Source organism: Niallia sp. FSL R7-0648, assembly GCF_038007005.1.
Classification (GTDB): Bacteria; Bacillota; Bacilli; order Bacillales; family Cytobacillaceae; genus Niallia; species Niallia circulans.
Genome location: NZ_JBBOWE010000001.1, coordinates 1,479,253 through 1,495,881, shown reverse-complemented (window position 1 = coordinate 1,495,881; position 16,629 = coordinate 1,479,253). Strand labels below are relative to the sequence as shown.

The following is a 16,629-nucleotide window of genomic DNA, read 5'->3' as shown; positions in this document are numbered from 1 at the left end:
CCCAATATTTCCTACTATTTATTTTAAATTAAATGAAGAAAACGTTCAAAGATAAAATAAAGCAGCGGCCAGACAAAAATAAGACTGTCAAACCGATCCAGAATTCCGCCATGTCCTGGTAATAACTTTCCTGAGTCCTTCACATCATAGTGACGTTTTAACGCAGATTCTGTTAAATCACCAATTTGTCCAAAAATAGATAAGATAATGGTAGTAAAAGCAAAGCCTATAGACCATTCTATGTATCCAAACACACTAAATAGAACTCCTACTACTAAAGCACTTACTATCCCGCCAATAAATCCTTCGACTGTTTTATTTGGACTTATTTCTGGCCATAATTTTCGTTTTCCAATTGCTCTTCCGATGAAGTATGCACCAGAATCAGTGGCCCAAATGATAAATAGTGAATAAATAAGAAAAGCTAAATCCGTTTCTCTAATTTCAATAAAGAAATGGAATCCTGTTCCAATATAGATGACAGCTAGTATCGTAAAAGCAACATCATCAAATGTAAATTTATTTTTAGAAAAAACCATATAAGTTAAATAAAATAAAACAGCGATTAAGCCCAATTCTATTTTATTCATATTCCACGAACTTATATAATGATTCGGCAGAACAATCATCCATACGGTAATTAATGAAATAAATCCCGGAATAGAAAAAAATGAAATTTTTCTCATTCTAAACATTTCAAATACACCAATTCCAACTAATAGAAAAGTAAAAAGAACTAATGGTAGTTTTCCAATTAATACAAATGGTAAAAATACGGCTATTGCAATAATTGCTGTTATGATTCTTTGCTTCATCTCTAAACCAACTCTCTTCAGACTCCACCAAAACGGCGTTGTCTGTTTTGAAATTCTTCTATTGCTTCGAATAAATGTAATTCACTAAAATCTGGCCATAGTACATTCGTAAAGTATAGTTCGGAATAAGCTATTTGCCAAAGCATGAAGTTGCTTATTCTTATTTCTCCACTTGTACGAATTAATAAATCTGGCTCGATTATATCTTCTGTCATCAAATAAGAGGAAAATACTTCTTCTGTTAAGTTATCTATTTCTATTTTTCCCGTTTGACTGTCTTTTACAACATTTTTAACAGCATCGATGATTTCGGCCCTAGAACCATAATTTAAGGCAAAGTTTAAATGAAGACCTGTATTATGCTTTGTTTGTTCTACTGCTCGATTTAGGGCATTCAAAGTAGATTCTGGTAATCCTTCTGTATAGCCAATGGCTGTTACGCGAACATTTTTTTCAATTAATTCAGGTAAAAATGTACTAAGAAATTGTTCTGGAAGGGACAGAATGTAATCAACTTCCGATTTCGGCCTTTTCCAATTTTCTGTGGAAAAAGCATATAAAGTTAACACTTTGATTCCAAGATCATTTGCAATAGCTGTAATTCGTTTTACACATTTCATTCCTTCATGATGGCCTGCAATTCTAGGCAACGTTCTCTTTTTTGCCCATCTTCCATTTCCATCCATGATAATTGCAACATGCTCTGGAATTTGTCGCATTTTAAGTGCTGATATTCGGTCTTGGAAATTAGAAGAAACAGGTTTCTTCTTCCATAACCTTATTTTGTTAAACATAAAATAGCTCCTCCAAAATAGATCCCTTTTGTAACTCTCTATTCACAGTGATTATGTACGGTAAATACTATTATCTATATCTGTTTATATTATCTACTATTCAGGATAATCATTATGATAACGATATTGCCTAAACTACTAATGGTAAGGATCCACTTTTCTAATAAATTCTTTTCCATAACCTATCCAATAAAAGGATAATCAAATAAGTTCCCTTTCTATATTATAGGAAAATAGTCAACCTAAGCAACTATCAATTAAAAAACTCGTTAGTTTTCACTATTTTATGTACAAAGAATGAATATTTCAGGCTATATTTTTTATCCTTATTTTTACTAACATGAAGAAAAAAACCCCCTATAAAGTAGAGGGTTTAACTCAAGAACAATAAACTTCCTATTCAATTGAAATGTTGAAATATCCACTAAATACGTTTAGGTTATACTTCTAAAATTTCTTTTTCTTTCTCTTTTGTTAAAGCATCGACTTTATTGATGTATTCATCTGTTAATTTTTGAATGTCATCATTGTAGCCGCGAAGATCATCTTCTGTGATTTCTCCATTTTTCTCTAGCTTTTTCAAATCATCATTGCCGTCACGGCGAATATTGCGAATAGCAATTTTTGCTTCTTCTGATTCTTTTTTCACATTCTTCACTAATTCCTTACGACGCTCTTCTGTTAACATTGGAATAGAAAGACGGATAACACTACCATCATTAGAAGGATTTAAACCTATATCAGATTTAAGAATAGCTTTCTCAATATCTCCAAGAACAGTTTTATCATACGGCTGAATAACAAGTAATCTAGCCTCTGGTACACTGATACCTGCAAGTTGATTAACTGGTGTTGGAGCACCATAATAATCAACTGTAATACGATCTAATAAGGAAGCATTTGCTCTTCCAGCACGAATACTTGCAAGCTCGCGCGAATAGCTTTGAATTGCTTTATCCATTCTGTCTTTAGTATTAGCGATAACTTGTTTAGGCATTATTTTTCCCCCTCACTATTGTTCCAATTGTTTCTCCCATTACAGCTCTCTTAATATTGCCATTTTCCGTAATAGAGAATACAATTAACGGAATGTCATTGTCCATACATAATGATGAAGCGGTTGAATCCATTACAGCAAGACCATCTTTAATCACATCAAAATAAGTAAGTTCCTCGTATTTCGTAGCAGTGTTATCCACTTTCGGATCTGCAGAATATACGCCATCTACATTATTCTTCGCCATTAATATAACGTCTGCTTCAATTTCAGCAGCTCGTAAGGCAGCTGTTGTATCTGTTGAGAAATAAGGGTTTCCTGTTCCTGCTGCAAAAATCACAACACGTTTCTTCTCAAGATGTCGAATTGCACGTCTTCTAATATATGGCTCAGCTACCTGTCTCATTTCGATAGAAGATTGAACACGTGTTTCAATGCCCATTTGCTCTAAACTATCTTGAAGGGCTAATGAATTCATTACTGTAGCGAGCATTCCCATGTAATCAGCGTTGGCACGGTCCATTCCCATTTCTTCCCCAATTTTACCACGCCAAATATTTCCACCGCCGACTACTACAGCTGCTTCCACACCAAGATCAGCAACTTCCTTTACTTGCTGTGCTACGTTTTTAATGATACTTGGATTTATACCAAATCCAGCTTCACCAGCTAATGCTTCGCCACTTAATTTCAGAACAACACGTTTATATTTTGGATTACTACTCATGGAAACCTCCGCTTTATTTGTAATATCTTGAAAAATAGGGAACACCATGGTGCCCCCTATGAAAACATTAATCGATCATTTATTATTTCTTGTTAACTTGGTTCATAACTTCTTCAGCAAAGTTATCTTCACGTTTTTCGATTCCTTCTCCTACTTCGTAACGAACGAATTCACGTAAAGTTGCACCCTTAGATTCTACGAATTGGCGAACTTTTTGATCTGGGTTTTTAACAAATGATTGATCAAGTGCACATACATCTTCAAAATATTTACCTAAGCGGCCTTCAACCATTTTTTCAACGATGTTAGCTGGTTTACCTTCGTTAAGTGCTTGTTGTGTTAATACTTCTCTCTCATGTGCCACTTCTTCTTGAGAAACTTGGTCACGAGAAACATATTTAGGGTTTAATGCAGCAATGTGCATTGCAACATCTTTAGCAGCTGATTCATCAGTAGTACCTTCTAATACAGTTAAAACACCAATGCGTCCACCCATATGAAGGTAAGCACCGAAAGCATCATTATCAGTTTTTGTTTTGATTTCAAAACGACGTAAAGATAATTTTTCACCAATTTTAGCAATTGCAGCATTGATGTGTGCTTCAACAGTAGTTCCTTCTGTAATGTTGGAAGTATGTGCTTCTTCAACAGTTGCAGGTTTAGTAGCTAAGATATGGGAAGCAAGTTCTTTAACCAAAGTTTGGAAACCTTCGTTTTTCGCAACGAAATCTGTTTCAGAGTTAACCTCAAGAATTACTGCTTCATTACCTTCTACCGCGATAAAAGTTGAACCTTCAGCTGCTACACGATCTGCTTTTTTCGCAGCACTTGAAATCCCTTTTTCACGTAAGAAGTCAATCGCTTTATCTAAATCACCATTTGTTTCAGTAAGTGCTTTTTTACAATCCATCATTCCAGCACCAGTTTTTTCACGTAGTTCTTTTACCATTTGAGCTGTAACAGCCATAGTAATTTGCCTCCTTAAGGTTTATGTATTATTTTTTTATCCAATTTATCTCACTTTTAAGCAGGACGCTTGAAAAAAAGGTGATAAGAGGGATGCTCTTTATCACCTTTTCCACAAGTCCCTAACAATTACTTATTATCCATTTTAGTTTATCGATTGATCCAAAACTATTTTGTATAACAAGTCATTCGGTTCTAATTAAGCAGTTGTTACTTCTTCGCCTTGTTTAGCTTCAAGAATAGCATCTGCCATTTTTGCAGTTAATAATTTAACAGCACGGATTGCATCATCATTCGCAGGAATAACAACGTCAATTTCGTCTGGATCACAGTTAGTATCAACAATACCAACGATTGGAATATTTAATTTATGAGCTTCTGCTACTGCAATACGTTCTTTACGTGGATCTACGATGAATAGGCAGTCAGGAATTTTTTTCATATCTTTAATTCCGCCTAGGAATTTTTCTAAACGCTCAAGCTCTTTGTTTAATTGAACTACTTCTTTTTTAGGAAGTACGTCGAATGTACCGTCTTCAGCCATTCTTTCAATATCTTTCAAACGAGCAATACGTTTTTGAATTGTTTCAAAGTTAGTTAAAGTTCCACCTAACCAGCGTTGGTTAACATAGTATTGACCAGAACGGATAGCTTCCTCTTTAACTGAATCTTGTGCTTGCTTTTTAGTACCAACGAAAAGAACTGTACCGCCGTTTCCAGCTAATTCTTTCACATAGTTATAAGCTTCTTCAACCTTTTTAACTGTTTTTTGAAGGTCGATGATGTAGATGCCGTTACGCTCTGTGAAAATATATTTTTTCATTTTTGGGTTCCAACGGCGAGTTTGGTGACCGAAATGTACACCAGCTTCAAGTAATTGTTTCATTGAAATAACTGACATGTTTTTTCCTCCTAATGGTTTTGATTTCCTCCGCTTTTATCATTTTTAATCAAAACTGTAAAAATTACAGCACCAATGATTAAATCCAAAAGCGTGTGTATTAACACCATTTGTTAATATAGCATATGTATTGTGTACAATCAAGTACATTTACGAATTTTGTCTAAATTTAAGTAATAGTTCCATCTCTGTCTTTCCTTTATTTAATGCTTTTGCTATTTCTTCGATGCTCTTCCCTTCCGCCTGCATCTCTTTTGCTACTTCTACTATTGACTTTTCTTTCTGTTTTTTTTCTGGTGGCAAGATTAAATTTAATAGTTCATTGACATCTTCCTTCTCCAACCGATCCTCTTTTAGGCTATTTTCTTGTACAGAAGCAGTCACATTTTTATAAGCATCCAGCATCGCTTTATTGCCTTTTATCTCTCTTGGCTTATATTCCATCCTTTCAGCTTTATCCTTACTGTCTTCTTTTTTATCTAGTGGATTCTCATCAGCTTCAAAGCTAGTAAGTCTATTTAAAAACTGTTCATTTTCTTCTTTTATTTCTGTAATAAAAGTGGCAATCACTTCTTCCATTTCTTCTAAATTCTCTCTCTGTTCCTTTTCTAAATTTACAACGCGATTTTGTCTAACATACAAAATCACAATGCAAAGTATTGCGATTAAATTTAAAGTAATACTTAAAAAAAGTAAAAAATTAACCATTTCATCCCTCTATCCACTATAGTCGATACTTAGGCCTTTATAAGGGTGTATCGTTTGTATTCTCTCTAAATCTTCTAATTCCTTTTCTTCTTTCCTCATCTCTTGTTCAAAAAACTGCTTATCCCTTTTTTTCTTGGTAGTAACTTTACCGTTCCCTTCCCCCTTAATAACCGTTGTTCGCTTTCGTTCTTCTTCCTTACCGGTTTCTTGAGCAGCGAAGGTGTACATTTGCTGATGTTTTTGGTCCTGTTGTTCTTGAAGCTTCCCTGCATCATAAGTTCGTGGTAATGCAACTTGCATTTCTAATGCTTTTAAACTCATGTGCACTCATCCTTTTCGTTATATTACTTTTTCTAATGAATGTCTTAATTTAAAAATAGCTTTGGAGTGAATTTGCGATATGCGAGAAGTAGATAAATTCATAACTTGTCCAATTTCCGTTAATGTTAATTCTTCCTTATAAAACAAACTAATCACAAGCTGTTCCTTATCATTAAGCTCCTTAATTTTTGCGGCCATCTCTTGAACCAATTCATCCCTTACGACTTTTTCCTCTGGAATAACCGTTTTATCATCACGAATCGAGAAACTTTGTGCTTCTTTCTCTTCCCCTTCATTCATCTGCTCATCAATAGATAGTATATTTGCAAAAAAATGTTCATTCATTGTTGCATATACTTCGTCAACACTAGTCTCTAGCTCATCAGCAATTTCTTGAACAGTAATATTTCTCATTAATTTTTGTTCGAGTTTTTCAATGGCCGCCTCAATTTTTTTTGACTTTTCCCTCGTGCCTCTAGATAACCAGTCTTCTTTACGAAGTCCATCAATAATACTGCCTCTAATCCGAAAGGAAGCATATGTATCAAACTTTAAATCCCTATTTGGATCAAAACGTTGTAAGGCATCATATAGTCCCATCATTCCAAGACTTGTTAGCTCATCTCGGGAAACACTTTTTGGTAACCCTATCGAAATTCTTTGAACATGAAAACTTACTAAGGGCATATATTTTTTAATTAATTGATTACCTGCTTCTTGATCTCTCGTACTAGTCCACATTTCCCATACTTGCTTCTCTTCTGTAGTTGATTCCTTTGCCATTAAATAATTTCCCTCCTCTATAAACAATGAACACCATACACGCATATAACTAGTTCTATCTATATAAGTAACAACTTGAAAAGGATATAAGTACATTTCTTCCCTATCTATATCCCTTAAATTCAGCAAAAAAATCAATATTTTTGTATTCGTGCAATGATACATAAGTATATTATTTATAATTACTATAATAAGGAGCTTGTCTGCATATTTTATTTTTATCATTTATAATCTTATCCATTCCATTTAAAAATAGAATGAATAGGAAAGGAAGATATACCTATCATTTGTTTATGTATATATTTCACTATTGATTTTAGCAGAAGACGTGAATTATTAGCTATCCTTTCTAAATATCCCATTTAAAATTAGGTAATAAGAACTAACAACTATAATTTTCAGTTCTTTTTTTGCTGAAATTTCCGAGAAAATGAAAATAAAAAGACTATCTCCTAATAAAAGAATACATTCCAAAGTCCAAACCATGGATTCTTTAAATTAGAGGTAGTCTTATTTCTCTGCTTTTAAAAGTATTACTATACACTATATAATATGAATCCCTTTATTCACCGTTCGAATTGTTAATTCATGGGTAGCAGGACAAAACTCAATTGTTCTACCACTATTTCCACCAACATCTTCACTAACCAATTTAATTCTTAACGATTGTAGTGTATTCTTAACCGCTTCAACATTTCGAGGTCCTATTCTCATAACATCGCTTGTTCCAGTAAACTGAAACATTTGTGCCCCTCCGGCAATTTTCGCTAACAACGTACTTCTTTTTAATCCTAATCCTTCTAAACGCTCTACTAGTTCTACAATGGCTGTATCTGCGAATTTAGCTTTATTGAGCGTTCCGGATTTAGATATGGATGCTTCTGGTAGCATAATATGTGCTAAGCCAGCAATTGGTTTTAGGGAGCTATATAATACAATACCCACACATGAACCAAGTCCAGAAGTACGAATTGTATTAGGAGACTCTACCACATTCATATCAGCAATTCCTACTTTTATTACTGTAATTTGGTCAGTCACCATCCTTCACTCCCAAAGACTGAAATAAAGGGGCAAAAGAATCAGGATCAGGCAGCAAAAAGAAATGGCCATTTACAGTGTCAGCTAATGTGATTTCTTCTCCATTTAACTCCGTATTGATGACAATTGCATAATCACTTACTTGAGAATGTTCAACTAATCCATATGTAACAATTGCACCAACCATATCAATTGCAAGTGCTGGTACGGAAGGATATAAAGATAACTTCGTAAAATCAGATAAAGAGGACAAATAAGAACCGGATAATATATTGCCTAGTTCTTGTAATGCAGACATAGATAACTCATCATATGGCGGTTCAGCTAAGGTAATAGAAGGGTCACCAATCATATCTTGAACCAATTTAGCTGCTTGCTCTAAAGGAAGTATAAAAAACATACTTCCTGGAACATCTCCTTCAATTCGTAAAAACACCCCTGCAACAATATTGTCAGCACCGCCTGCCATTTCCATCATCTCATCAAATGTCACAATTTGAACATCTGGAACCTTCATATCAATCTTTTTATTAAGAAGCTTTGATAAAGAGGTGGCAGCATGTCCCGCTCCGATATTACCAATTTCTCTTAGTACATCAAGCTTTAAGGAATTTATATCATTAATATACCCCATACTTACTCATCACTTTTACCATTAGAATAATTTCTTAAAATATTTCGATCAAACACTTTTTCTAAATCAACAAGAATTAATAAACGTTTATCAAGCTTTACTACACCTTTTATATAATCGACTTCATCGCCATTGATTGTCTCTGGAGCAGGCTCATAAAGAGCAGTATCGACATCTACGACATCATTAGCAGAATCAACAATTATACCTACTTCCATATCTTCAAGCATAATAATGATAATTCTTGTACTATCCGTGTATGGAATTTCTTCCAAATTAAAACGAAGTCGTAAATCAATTATGGGAGTTACTACTCCTCTAAGGTTAATCACACCTTTAACAAAAGGAGCGATATTTGGAATTCTTGTAATATGCATGTTTTTCTCTATCGACATTACTTCATTGACGGAAATAGCATACTCTTTTCCCTTCAATTCAAATATTATTAATTTTTGTTCTGTTGAAACTGCATCGCTCATTCCCTTTTCATCCCTCTCACATAACCTATCTGCAATTCATAAAGCGCAAGATCATTATTCCTCGGTTTGTTCTAAACAAAATTACGACAAGTAGTTATTATACTTAACGAATTCGTTCCTAAGTAAAGCCACTTGCGCTAACATCTATTAATCCTTGTACAGGTGATTACTTAATTAAAGCATTACAATCCATAATTAAAGCCACTTGTCCGTCTCCTAAGATAGTTGCTCCAGATATAGCATACGCACTAGAAAGGTAAGTACCTAGTGATTTTAAAACCACTTCTTGCTGACCGATAAATCCATCCACAACAAGACCAGCTAATTTATCCCCTTTTCTTACGATAACGACAGAATAATAGTCACTCTCGATTCCTGCTGATGGCACATCAAAAATATCCTTTAGGAATAATAATGGCACCACTTTGCCACGGAAATCGATAACGGTTTGATTATGAGCATGCATTAAATCATTCTTATTGACAATAGCTGTCTCAATAATAGATGACAATGGAATAGCATACTTTTCTGCTTGAATTTCAACTAGCATCACAGAAATAATCGATAAAGTTAATGGTAATTGGATAGAAAATAACGATCCTTTTCCTTCCTCTGATTCGATTGTAATCGAACCACCTAGTGATTCAATTGTATTTTTCACTACATCCAGCCCTACTCCACGTCCTGAAATATCAGAAATTTGATCAGCAGTAGAAAAACCAGAAGCAAAAATAAGTTCAGCAATTTGATTATTCGTTAATGTTTTAGCAACTTCTTTTGAAATAATTCCTTTATTAATTGCTTTAGAAAGGACTTTTTCTTTATTAATTCCTGCTCCATCATCTTCCAACTCAATAAAAACATGGTTTCCGCTATGATATGCACGAAGAACAACTGTTCCTTCTTCGCTTTTATTATTCGCTCGTCTTACTTCTGGTGTTTCGACTCCATGGTCAAGTGCATTGCGAATTAAATGAACTAATGGATCACCAATCTCATCTATAACTGTGCGATCAAGCTCTGTTTCTGCACCAACAATTTGCAAATCAATTTTCTTATTTAAATCACGCGCGAGCTGTCTGACCATTCTTGGGAAACGATTAAATACTGTCTCAACAGGAACCATGCGCATATTTAGGATAATATTTTGAAGATCACCAGTAACTCTTGACATTCTTTCTACCGTTTCATGAAGCTCTTGATCTTTAAGGGTGGAAGAAATTTGTTCCAATCTTCCTCTGTCGATAACAAGTTCCTCAAATAGATTCATAAGAATATCTAAACGCTCAATATTAACACGAATTGTTTTATTAGATACTTTAGTCCCTGTTTGCTTCTCAGGCTGTTTAGTTTCAGCCGGAGTACTATTTTCTGTAACAGATGTATTATCCGTTTTTGCTTGTACTTCTTCTGCAACAGGAGTTTCTGCTATCGTTTGCGGCTTAGGAGATTGACTATTTGCAAAGAACTCTCGTACAGCTACCTTTTCAACCTCTGAAACTTTCATAACAGACGCTTCAATTTTATCTGCTTCCTCTTTAGATATAAGAGTTACCATAAAGTCATAGTCGAACTTTTCTTCTTCAAGCTCTTCCACCGGTGGAAGAGACTTAACAACCTCTCCTAAAGATTCTAAAGCTTCAAATATCATATAAACTCTCGCTGCTTTTAATAAACAGTCACTTTTTAATGTAATATTGATTTCATAAGTAAAAAAGCCTTGATCAGATGATTGCTGTAATACAGTTGTTTCAAATTCATCATATTGATTTTGCTTTACAGGAGCATCTTGTATGGCTGTTGCTGCAACCTCAGCTTCTGCAGTTTTTTGATTTAAAGGAAGTCCTTTTTCGATTTGTACAAGCTTCTCAACTACTGCTTCTACATTTCTTTTCCCATCGCCGCCGCTAGCGATTGACTCTACCATGGCATCAAGATCATCAACAGCTAAGAAAATGACATCCAATATTTCTGGAGAAAAAGTAATTTTCTTATTTCTTATAGCATCAAGTACATTTTCCATTTGATGGGTTAGACTAGCTAAATCTTCATAGCCCATTGTTGCAGACATACCTTTTAAAGTATGAGCTGCACGGAAAATCTCATTTACTATTTGTAAATTTTCAGGATCCTTTTCTAACTCTAATAAATGTTCGTTACATGCTTGTAAATGTTCTTTACTCTCTTCAATAAATACTTCTAAATACTGACTCATTTCCACTTGCTTCACATCCCTTGACGTTATACATATTTCATAATAGTTTCAGCAATATGATCTACCTTTTGAATTTCATCAATATAATTCGTGGCAATAGCTGTTTTAGGCATTCCGTAAACAATACATGTCTCCTGTGACTCAGCAATAGCTTTTACGTCACCTTTTTTTGCTAATTTTAATAAACCATCTGTGCCATCTGATCCCATCCCAGTCATAATAACTGCTATTTTTGCATAGGCTTTCAAATCGCTGACAGATTCAAACATAATATCAACAGATGGCCTATGACCATTTATAGGGGCAGTTTGATCCAGATCAATTGCTGTATGGACACCAACTGTTTTCACCTTTAAATGCTGACCTCCTGGAGCAATATAGGCAACTCCATTGCGGATAATCTCCCCATGCTCCGCTTCCTTTACGGTAATGGCGGATAACGTGTTAAGACGATTTGCAAGGGATCGGGTAAATCCTGCTGGCATATGTTGAACGATTAAAATAGGCGCTTCTATATCACTTGGTAAATTAGTTAGGACTTTCTGTAATGCCCTTGGACCACCAGTTGAAGTTCCAATTATGACAATCTTTTTCATGGTGTTCATCCAATTACTGATTGATACAGCCTTTTGTACTATTCTTTCATTTTCTTCTCTTGGTTCTATTTTACTATAAGAAGATTGTGAAGTAATAGTCTTTTTTCCTTCATTTGAAAGATTTAATAATGTTTTCGGTTTTACTTTACTTGCTAGAATAACTTTTTCTACCAATTCCTGCTTAACCTTATATAAATCTAGTGAAATAGACCCAGAAGGCTTTGTAATAAAGTCAATTGCCCCTGCTTGCATTGCCTGAATTGTGCTTTCTGCTCCAACCCTTGTTATGCTTGACAGCATGAGAACTGGTACAGGATGCTCTAACATAATTCTCTTTAAAGCACTTAAACCGTCTAAGACTGGCATTTCGACATCAAGCGTTACCACATCAGGAGTTAATTGCTTAATTTTCTTTATTCCGTCTTCACCATTTCTGGCTGTACCAATAACGGTTATTCTCGAGTCTTCAGAGAGAAAATCTGTAATTAGCTTACGCATAAATGCAGAATCATCAATAACAAGAACCTTTATTTTCTCCACTTTAAACTCAACTACCTTTCAAACAAAAACCTTTTTAATTTAGACACGAAATTGTGTCTATTAACTGGATAGGGTTCTGTAAACTGTTGTTTACCATATCTATCGGCAATTTCGCGCAAAGCTTTAGCCGCTTCTGATTTTTCATTAAAAAAAACAAAAGGAATTTGTTTTCGTACAGCTTGTGCTACATTTGTGTCATCTGGTATATAGCCAAGATTAATAAGATCCCGCTGCAAAAATTTTTTTACAACTTGCTGAAGTTTTTGTAACGTTTCTGCCCCATCTTTTTTCTCCATTGTTCGATTAACGACAAGATATAACGGAAGTACTGCATTTCTTGTATGAATAAATTTCATTGCAGCATACGCATCTGTTATAGAAGTAGGTTCAGGTGTTGTGATGACGATACAATCATCAACAGATAGAATAAACTTTAAAGAATCCGTACTAATTCCAGCTCCCATATCAAATAAAATATAGTCATAGTGATTTAATATCCCTTGAAAATGCTGGAAAAAGCTCTCTAGTTTCTCTTCTTCCATATCAACAAAATCACTTAGTCCAGAACCACCTGCAATATAGTCTAATCCATCAAATCCTTTCGAAATAATATACTCAAAATTAATATCATTTCTAAAAAAATCAACGATCGTATAGCGAGACTGTGTCCCCATTAGAATATCAATATTCCCCATACCAATATCCATATCAATCAGTAAAGTACGATATCCTCTTTTTTGAAGAGTGAGTGCAAAGTTAAGCGAAAAATTCGACTTTCCCACACCGCCTTTTCCACTGATAATCGCCAATGTTTTGTGATTGGAGTGCCTTTTGTTTGCATTTAATTGTTCAATTTTTTTTCGTAAGATAGAAGCTTGATCGTTCATTCTTCAACTACCTCAAATAGTTTATTTACTAACTCCTCTGGGGTTGCTGGAACTATATCATCTGGGACATTCTGACCTGTTGTAATATAAGCAGCACCTTTTTTACAAGCAACAATTAAATTAATCATTGCCCCGTACGAAGATGTTTCATCTAATTTTGTGAACACGAAAGCATCAATCTTGATTGCGGAAAATTGTTGATAAATCTCTTCTAAGTCATCTTGCTTTGCTGTCATAGATAAAACAAGTAACGTTTCCATTTCTCTTTTATAATCGACCACTTGCATTAAATCTTCTACATATTTTTTATTTCTGAAATTTCTTCCTGCTGTATCAATTAAAATAACATCGCATTCTTCCAGTTTTTTCGTAGCATGCTCAAAATCTTCCAGTGAATAACAAACCTCTAAGGGAACATCTAAAATATTCGCATATGTTTTAAGTTGTTCGATTGCCCCAATCCTATATGTATCTGTTGTAATAAATCCTACTGATTTTTGCTGTCTTAAAATGATATTGGCAGCAATTTTGGCTAAAGTTGTTGTTTTACCCACACCTGTTGGCCCAATGACATTAATATATTTTTTGGCTAAAGAGATTTCCCCAAACGAAAAAGGGGAAATCTCCGCTAATAGAAATTGCCGTGCCCACTCAGAAACCTGAGACTCTAAAACGTCTTCGCCTGCTGCATACCATTTAGCTACTAAATCTTTCACTAATCCTGTCTTAATTTCTTCGTCTATCCCTTGTTTATCTAATTGATTTACTATTTTAGTTATAGGAGCAGGAATAGAAAATGTCATACTTCTATTCGCTTTTACATTTTGATTAATTTCATTTAAATGCTTTACTATCTCTGGATAATCAGATATTTTCTCTCCCTCTTTTAAACTTATATTATTAGCTGAATTATCTGCATCAGCCCTAAAAGCCGGTTCTTTAATTAAAACAGGACTGCGTATTTCTCGCTTTTTTGTATGCTTAGAAATTGTTGTCTCTGAAATACTCGGATCAATGGCTGCGAGTACTTCAATATTTCTTTTTTTAAATAAGCCTAAGAAGCCGCCTGTATAAATTACTTTTGAATGAAGAATGACGGCATCATTCCCTAATTCCGCTCGAATCTTTTTCATTGCTTCTGGCATATCCCGTGCTACGTATTTTTGGATTTTCATTCGATATTCACAACTCCCACACTTTGAACTTCTACATTTGCTTCTAATTCATTGTACGATAATACTGGAACTTGTGGAAAATAACGTTCTGTCAATTGTCTTACATACATACGAACAGCTGGCGAACATAAAAGAATTGGCATCTGTTCCATTACAGATAATTGTTCAATTTGCCCAGCAATACTCTCTAAAATTGATTGGGAAATATTTGGATCTAACGCTAAGAAGTTTCCATGCTCTGTTTGCTGAATATTATCTGCGATTAGTTTTTCCACTTTTCCTGACAAAGTTACTACTTTTAAAGAATCATTTTGATTCGTGTATTGGGTAGTTATTTGACGTGCTAAAGATTGTCTAACATATTCAACTAATAAATCTGTATCAGCTGTCATTTTTCCAAAATCAGCTAATGTTTCGAAAATGACTGGTAAATTGCGAATAGAAACATTTTCCCTTAAAAGTTTTGCTAAAACTTTTTGAATTTCTCCAATCGACAACGGACTTGGTGTTACTTCTTCGATTAAAATCGGATAGCTTTCTTTTACATGATCCACTAATTGTTTCGTTTCTTGTCTTCCTAATAACTCATGGGCATTTGCCTTAATTACCTCTGTAATATGTGTAGAAACAACGGATGGAGGATCAACAACGGTATAACCAAAGATTTCGGCTTGTTCCTTCGTACTTTCTGTTATCCATTTAGCCGGCAGGCCAAAAGATGGTTCAATCGTATCAATTCCCTCAATGGAATCATCGTCCATCCCAGGACTCATCGCTAAGTAATGATCCAGAAGCAGTTCCCCGCTTGCTCTCTCATTTCCCTTTATCTTTAATCGGTATTCATTTGGCTGTAATTGAATATTATCGCGAATCCGAACAACAGGAATGACAAGACCCAACTCTATCGCTAGCTGCCTTCTAATCATGACCACCCTATCTAATAGGTCCCCTCCTTGATTGGCATCGGCTAAAGGAATAAGACCATAACCAAACTCAAATTCAATTGGATCCACACTTAGTAAACTAACTACACTTTCAGGACTTTTTAGCTCATCTGTTTGGATCTCTTCCTCAAGCTCCTGCATTTGTTCTAAATTTTGCTTTGGCTTTTTCGATAAGTAATATGCTCCAAATATTAAAAGTCCTGTAATAGGAATCGTCAAAAAGTCATCAATTGGTGTAAACAGTCCTAATAAAAAGATTGTTCCTCCTGCTACATAAAGCATTTTTGGATATGCCAATAACTGAGAAGTGATATCAGAACCAAGATTTCCTTCTGAAGCAGCTCTTGTTACAACAATCCCTGTTGCTGTTGAAATTAGTAATGCAGGTATTTGGCTGACAATCCCGTCTCCAACGGATAGTAAGGAAAAATGCTGAGCAGCATCCCCAGCTGCCATACCAAGCTGAGTCATCCCGATGACGATACCAAAAATCAAGTTAATAAAAACAATAATGATTCCAGCTATGGCATCTCCTTTGACAAATTTACTTGCCCCATCCATCGAACCATAAAAGTCTGCTTCTCTACCAACTTTTTCACGACGTTGTCTTGCCTCTTGCTCGGAAATAATCCCAGCATTTAAATCAGCATCAATACTCATCTGCTTACCTGGCATTGCATCTAATGTAAAACGTGCAGCAACCTCTGATACACGCTCAGACCCTTTGGTGATAACAATAAATTGAATGATGACAAGAATTAAAAAGACAACTAACCCAACAACAATATTGCCGCCAATTACGAATGTTCCAAAGGTATGGACTACCCCTCCTGCATCCCCTTTTGATAATATAGCTCTAGTAGTGGATACATTGAGACCAAGGCGAAATAGGGTCGTTAACAACAAAAGTGAAGGGAAAATAGAGAACTCCAAAGCCTCACTCATATTCATAGTTAATAATAAGATAAGTAATGCCAACGTAATATTAAGTAAAATTAACACACTTAATAACCATGTTGGAAATGGGATAATCAACATTGCAATAATGAGGATTACCCCAATCACTACGATTAAGTCTCTCCTTGCCATTTCTTCCGCTCCTTAAA

The 16,629-nt window shown here is 34.8% G+C and carries 17 protein-coding genes; all 17 read right to left on the bottom strand.

Features of this window, described 5'->3' with window-relative positions; translation table 11 throughout:
- Positions 1–23: 23 nt before the first annotated feature.
- A complete protein-coding gene (locus tag NSQ89_RS07025) occupies positions 24–815 on the bottom strand; it encodes a phosphatidate cytidylyltransferase (protein ID WP_047940030.1) in 792 nt (263 codons plus the stop codon).
- Between the two features lie 17 nt (positions 816–832).
- A complete protein-coding gene (locus tag NSQ89_RS07020; RefSeq protein WP_047940029.1) occupies positions 833–1,609 on the bottom strand; it encodes an isoprenyl transferase in 777 nt (258 codons plus the stop codon).
- Positions 1,610–2,048: 439 nt separating this feature from the next.
- The gene (gene frr, locus NSQ89_RS07015; RefSeq protein ID WP_047940028.1) at positions 2,049–2,606 is read right to left on the bottom strand and encodes a ribosome recycling factor; all 558 of its coding nucleotides are present in this window, start codon (positions 2,604–2,606) and stop codon (positions 2,049–2,051) included.
- Positions 2,599–3,333 carry a UMP kinase gene (pyrH, locus tag NSQ89_RS07010; protein ID WP_047940275.1) on the bottom strand — a complete coding sequence of 245 codons (735 nt, stop codon included), beginning with the start codon at positions 3,331–3,333 and terminating at the stop codon, positions 2,599–2,601. Before pyrH ends, frr begins: the two co-directional genes overlap by 8 nt.
- An 82-nt stretch (positions 3,334–3,415) precedes the next feature.
- Positions 3,416–4,300 carry a translation elongation factor Ts gene (tsf, locus tag NSQ89_RS07005; protein WP_047940027.1) on the bottom strand — a complete coding sequence of 295 codons (885 nt, stop codon included), beginning with the start codon at positions 4,298–4,300 and terminating at the stop codon, positions 3,416–3,418.
- A 198-nt stretch (positions 4,301–4,498) separates the two neighbouring features.
- Positions 4,499–5,200 (bottom strand): 30S ribosomal protein S2, encoded by a 702-nt coding sequence (rpsB, locus tag NSQ89_RS07000; protein ID WP_016201151.1) that lies wholly within the window; start codon positions 5,198–5,200, stop codon positions 4,499–4,501.
- A 150-nt stretch (positions 5,201–5,350) separates the two neighbouring features.
- A complete protein-coding gene (locus NSQ89_RS06995) occupies positions 5,351–5,908 on the bottom strand; it encodes a hypothetical protein (protein WP_061796665.1) in 558 nt (185 codons plus the stop codon).
- A 9-nt stretch (positions 5,909–5,917) separates the two neighbouring features.
- Positions 5,918–6,229: a hypothetical protein gene (locus NSQ89_RS06990; protein ID WP_061796667.1), complete on the bottom strand. Its 312-nt coding sequence runs from the start codon at positions 6,227–6,229 to the stop codon at positions 5,918–5,920.
- Between the two features lie 18 nt (positions 6,230–6,247).
- Positions 6,248–7,012, bottom strand: a complete 765-nt coding sequence (locus tag NSQ89_RS06985; RefSeq protein WP_047940024.1) for a FliA/WhiG family RNA polymerase sigma factor — start codon at positions 7,010–7,012, stop codon at positions 6,248–6,250.
- A gap of 543 nt (positions 7,013–7,555) precedes the next feature.
- Positions 7,556–8,053, bottom strand: a complete 498-nt coding sequence (locus tag NSQ89_RS06980) for a chemotaxis protein CheD (protein WP_047940274.1) — start codon at positions 8,051–8,053, stop codon at positions 7,556–7,558.
- Positions 8,046–8,687 (bottom strand): chemotaxis protein CheC, encoded by a 642-nt coding sequence (locus NSQ89_RS06975; protein WP_061796670.1) that lies wholly within the window; start codon positions 8,685–8,687, stop codon positions 8,046–8,048. The genes NSQ89_RS06980 and NSQ89_RS06975 overlap by 8 nt, the downstream gene beginning before the upstream one ends.
- A 2-nt stretch (positions 8,688–8,689) precedes the next feature.
- Complete coding sequence (locus tag NSQ89_RS06970; protein ID WP_047940022.1) at positions 8,690–9,166, bottom strand: chemotaxis protein CheW; 477 nt, start codon at positions 9,164–9,166, stop codon at positions 8,690–8,692.
- Between the two features lie 166 nt (positions 9,167–9,332).
- The gene (locus NSQ89_RS06965; RefSeq protein ID WP_341132400.1) at positions 9,333–11,387 is read right to left on the bottom strand and encodes a chemotaxis protein CheA; all 2,055 of its coding nucleotides are present in this window, start codon (positions 11,385–11,387) and stop codon (positions 9,333–9,335) included.
- A 20-nt stretch (positions 11,388–11,407) separates the two neighbouring features.
- On the bottom strand, positions 11,408–12,517 hold the full coding sequence (locus tag NSQ89_RS06960; protein ID WP_341132399.1) for a protein-glutamate methylesterase/protein-glutamine glutaminase: 1,110 nt from the start codon (positions 12,515–12,517) through the stop codon (positions 11,408–11,410).
- 11 nt (positions 12,518–12,528) lie between these two features.
- The gene (locus NSQ89_RS06955) at positions 12,529–13,404 is read right to left on the bottom strand and encodes a MinD/ParA family protein (protein ID WP_047940019.1); all 876 of its coding nucleotides are present in this window, start codon (positions 13,402–13,404) and stop codon (positions 12,529–12,531) included.
- A complete protein-coding gene (gene flhF / locus NSQ89_RS06950; protein WP_341132398.1) occupies positions 13,401–14,579 on the bottom strand; it encodes a flagellar biosynthesis protein FlhF in 1,179 nt (392 codons plus the stop codon). The genes NSQ89_RS06955 and flhF overlap by 4 nt, the downstream gene beginning before the upstream one ends.
- Positions 14,576–16,612: a flagellar biosynthesis protein FlhA gene (gene flhA / locus NSQ89_RS06945; RefSeq protein ID WP_341132397.1), complete on the bottom strand. Its 2,037-nt coding sequence runs from the start codon at positions 16,610–16,612 to the stop codon at positions 14,576–14,578. The genes flhF and flhA overlap by 4 nt, the downstream gene beginning before the upstream one ends.
- Between the last annotated feature and the right edge of the window lie 17 nt (positions 16,613–16,629).

Bases quoted from the DNA above. Each gene is read 5' to 3' on its own strand.
- NSQ89_RS06995 (WP_061796665.1), bottom strand. From the start codon at position 5,908: ATGGTTAATTTTTTACTTTTTTTAAGTATTACTTTAAATTTAATCGCA.
- NSQ89_RS06985 (WP_047940024.1), bottom strand. From the start codon at position 7,012: ATGGCAAAGGAATCAACTACAGAAGAGAAGCAAGTATGGGAAATGTGG.
- frr (WP_047940028.1), bottom strand. From the start codon at position 2,606: ATGCCTAAACAAGTTATCGCTAATACTAAAGACAGAATGGATAAAGCA.
- NSQ89_RS06955 (WP_047940019.1), bottom strand. From the start codon at position 13,404: ATGAACGATCAAGCTTCTATCTTACGAAAAAAAATTGAACAATTAAAT.
- flhF (WP_341132398.1), bottom strand. From the start codon at position 14,579: ATGAAAATCCAAAAATACGTAGCACGGGATATGCCAGAAGCAATGAAA.
- NSQ89_RS06990 (WP_061796667.1), bottom strand. From the start codon at position 6,229: ATGAGTTTAAAAGCATTAGAAATGCAAGTTGCATTACCACGAACTTAT.
- pyrH (WP_047940275.1), bottom strand. From the start codon at position 3,333: ATGAGTAGTAATCCAAAATATAAACGTGTTGTTCTGAAATTAAGTGGC.
- NSQ89_RS06975 (WP_061796670.1), bottom strand. From the start codon at position 8,687: ATGGGGTATATTAATGATATAAATTCCTTAAAGCTTGATGTACTAAGA.
- NSQ89_RS07025 (WP_047940030.1), bottom strand. From the start codon at position 815: ATGAAGCAAAGAATCATAACAGCAATTATTGCAATAGCCGTATTTTTA.
- tsf (WP_047940027.1), bottom strand. From the start codon at position 4,300: ATGGCTGTTACAGCTCAAATGGTAAAAGAACTACGTGAAAAAACTGGT.
- rpsB (WP_016201151.1), bottom strand. From the start codon at position 5,200: ATGTCAGTTATTTCAATGAAACAATTACTTGAAGCTGGTGTACATTTC.
- NSQ89_RS06970 (WP_047940022.1), bottom strand. From the start codon at position 9,166: ATGAGCGATGCAGTTTCAACAGAACAAAAATTAATAATATTTGAATTG.
- flhA (WP_341132397.1), bottom strand. From the start codon at position 16,612: ATGGCAAGGAGAGACTTAATCGTAGTGATTGGGGTAATCCTCATTATT.
- NSQ89_RS07020 (WP_047940029.1), bottom strand. From the start codon at position 1,609: ATGTTTAACAAAATAAGGTTATGGAAGAAGAAACCTGTTTCTTCTAAT.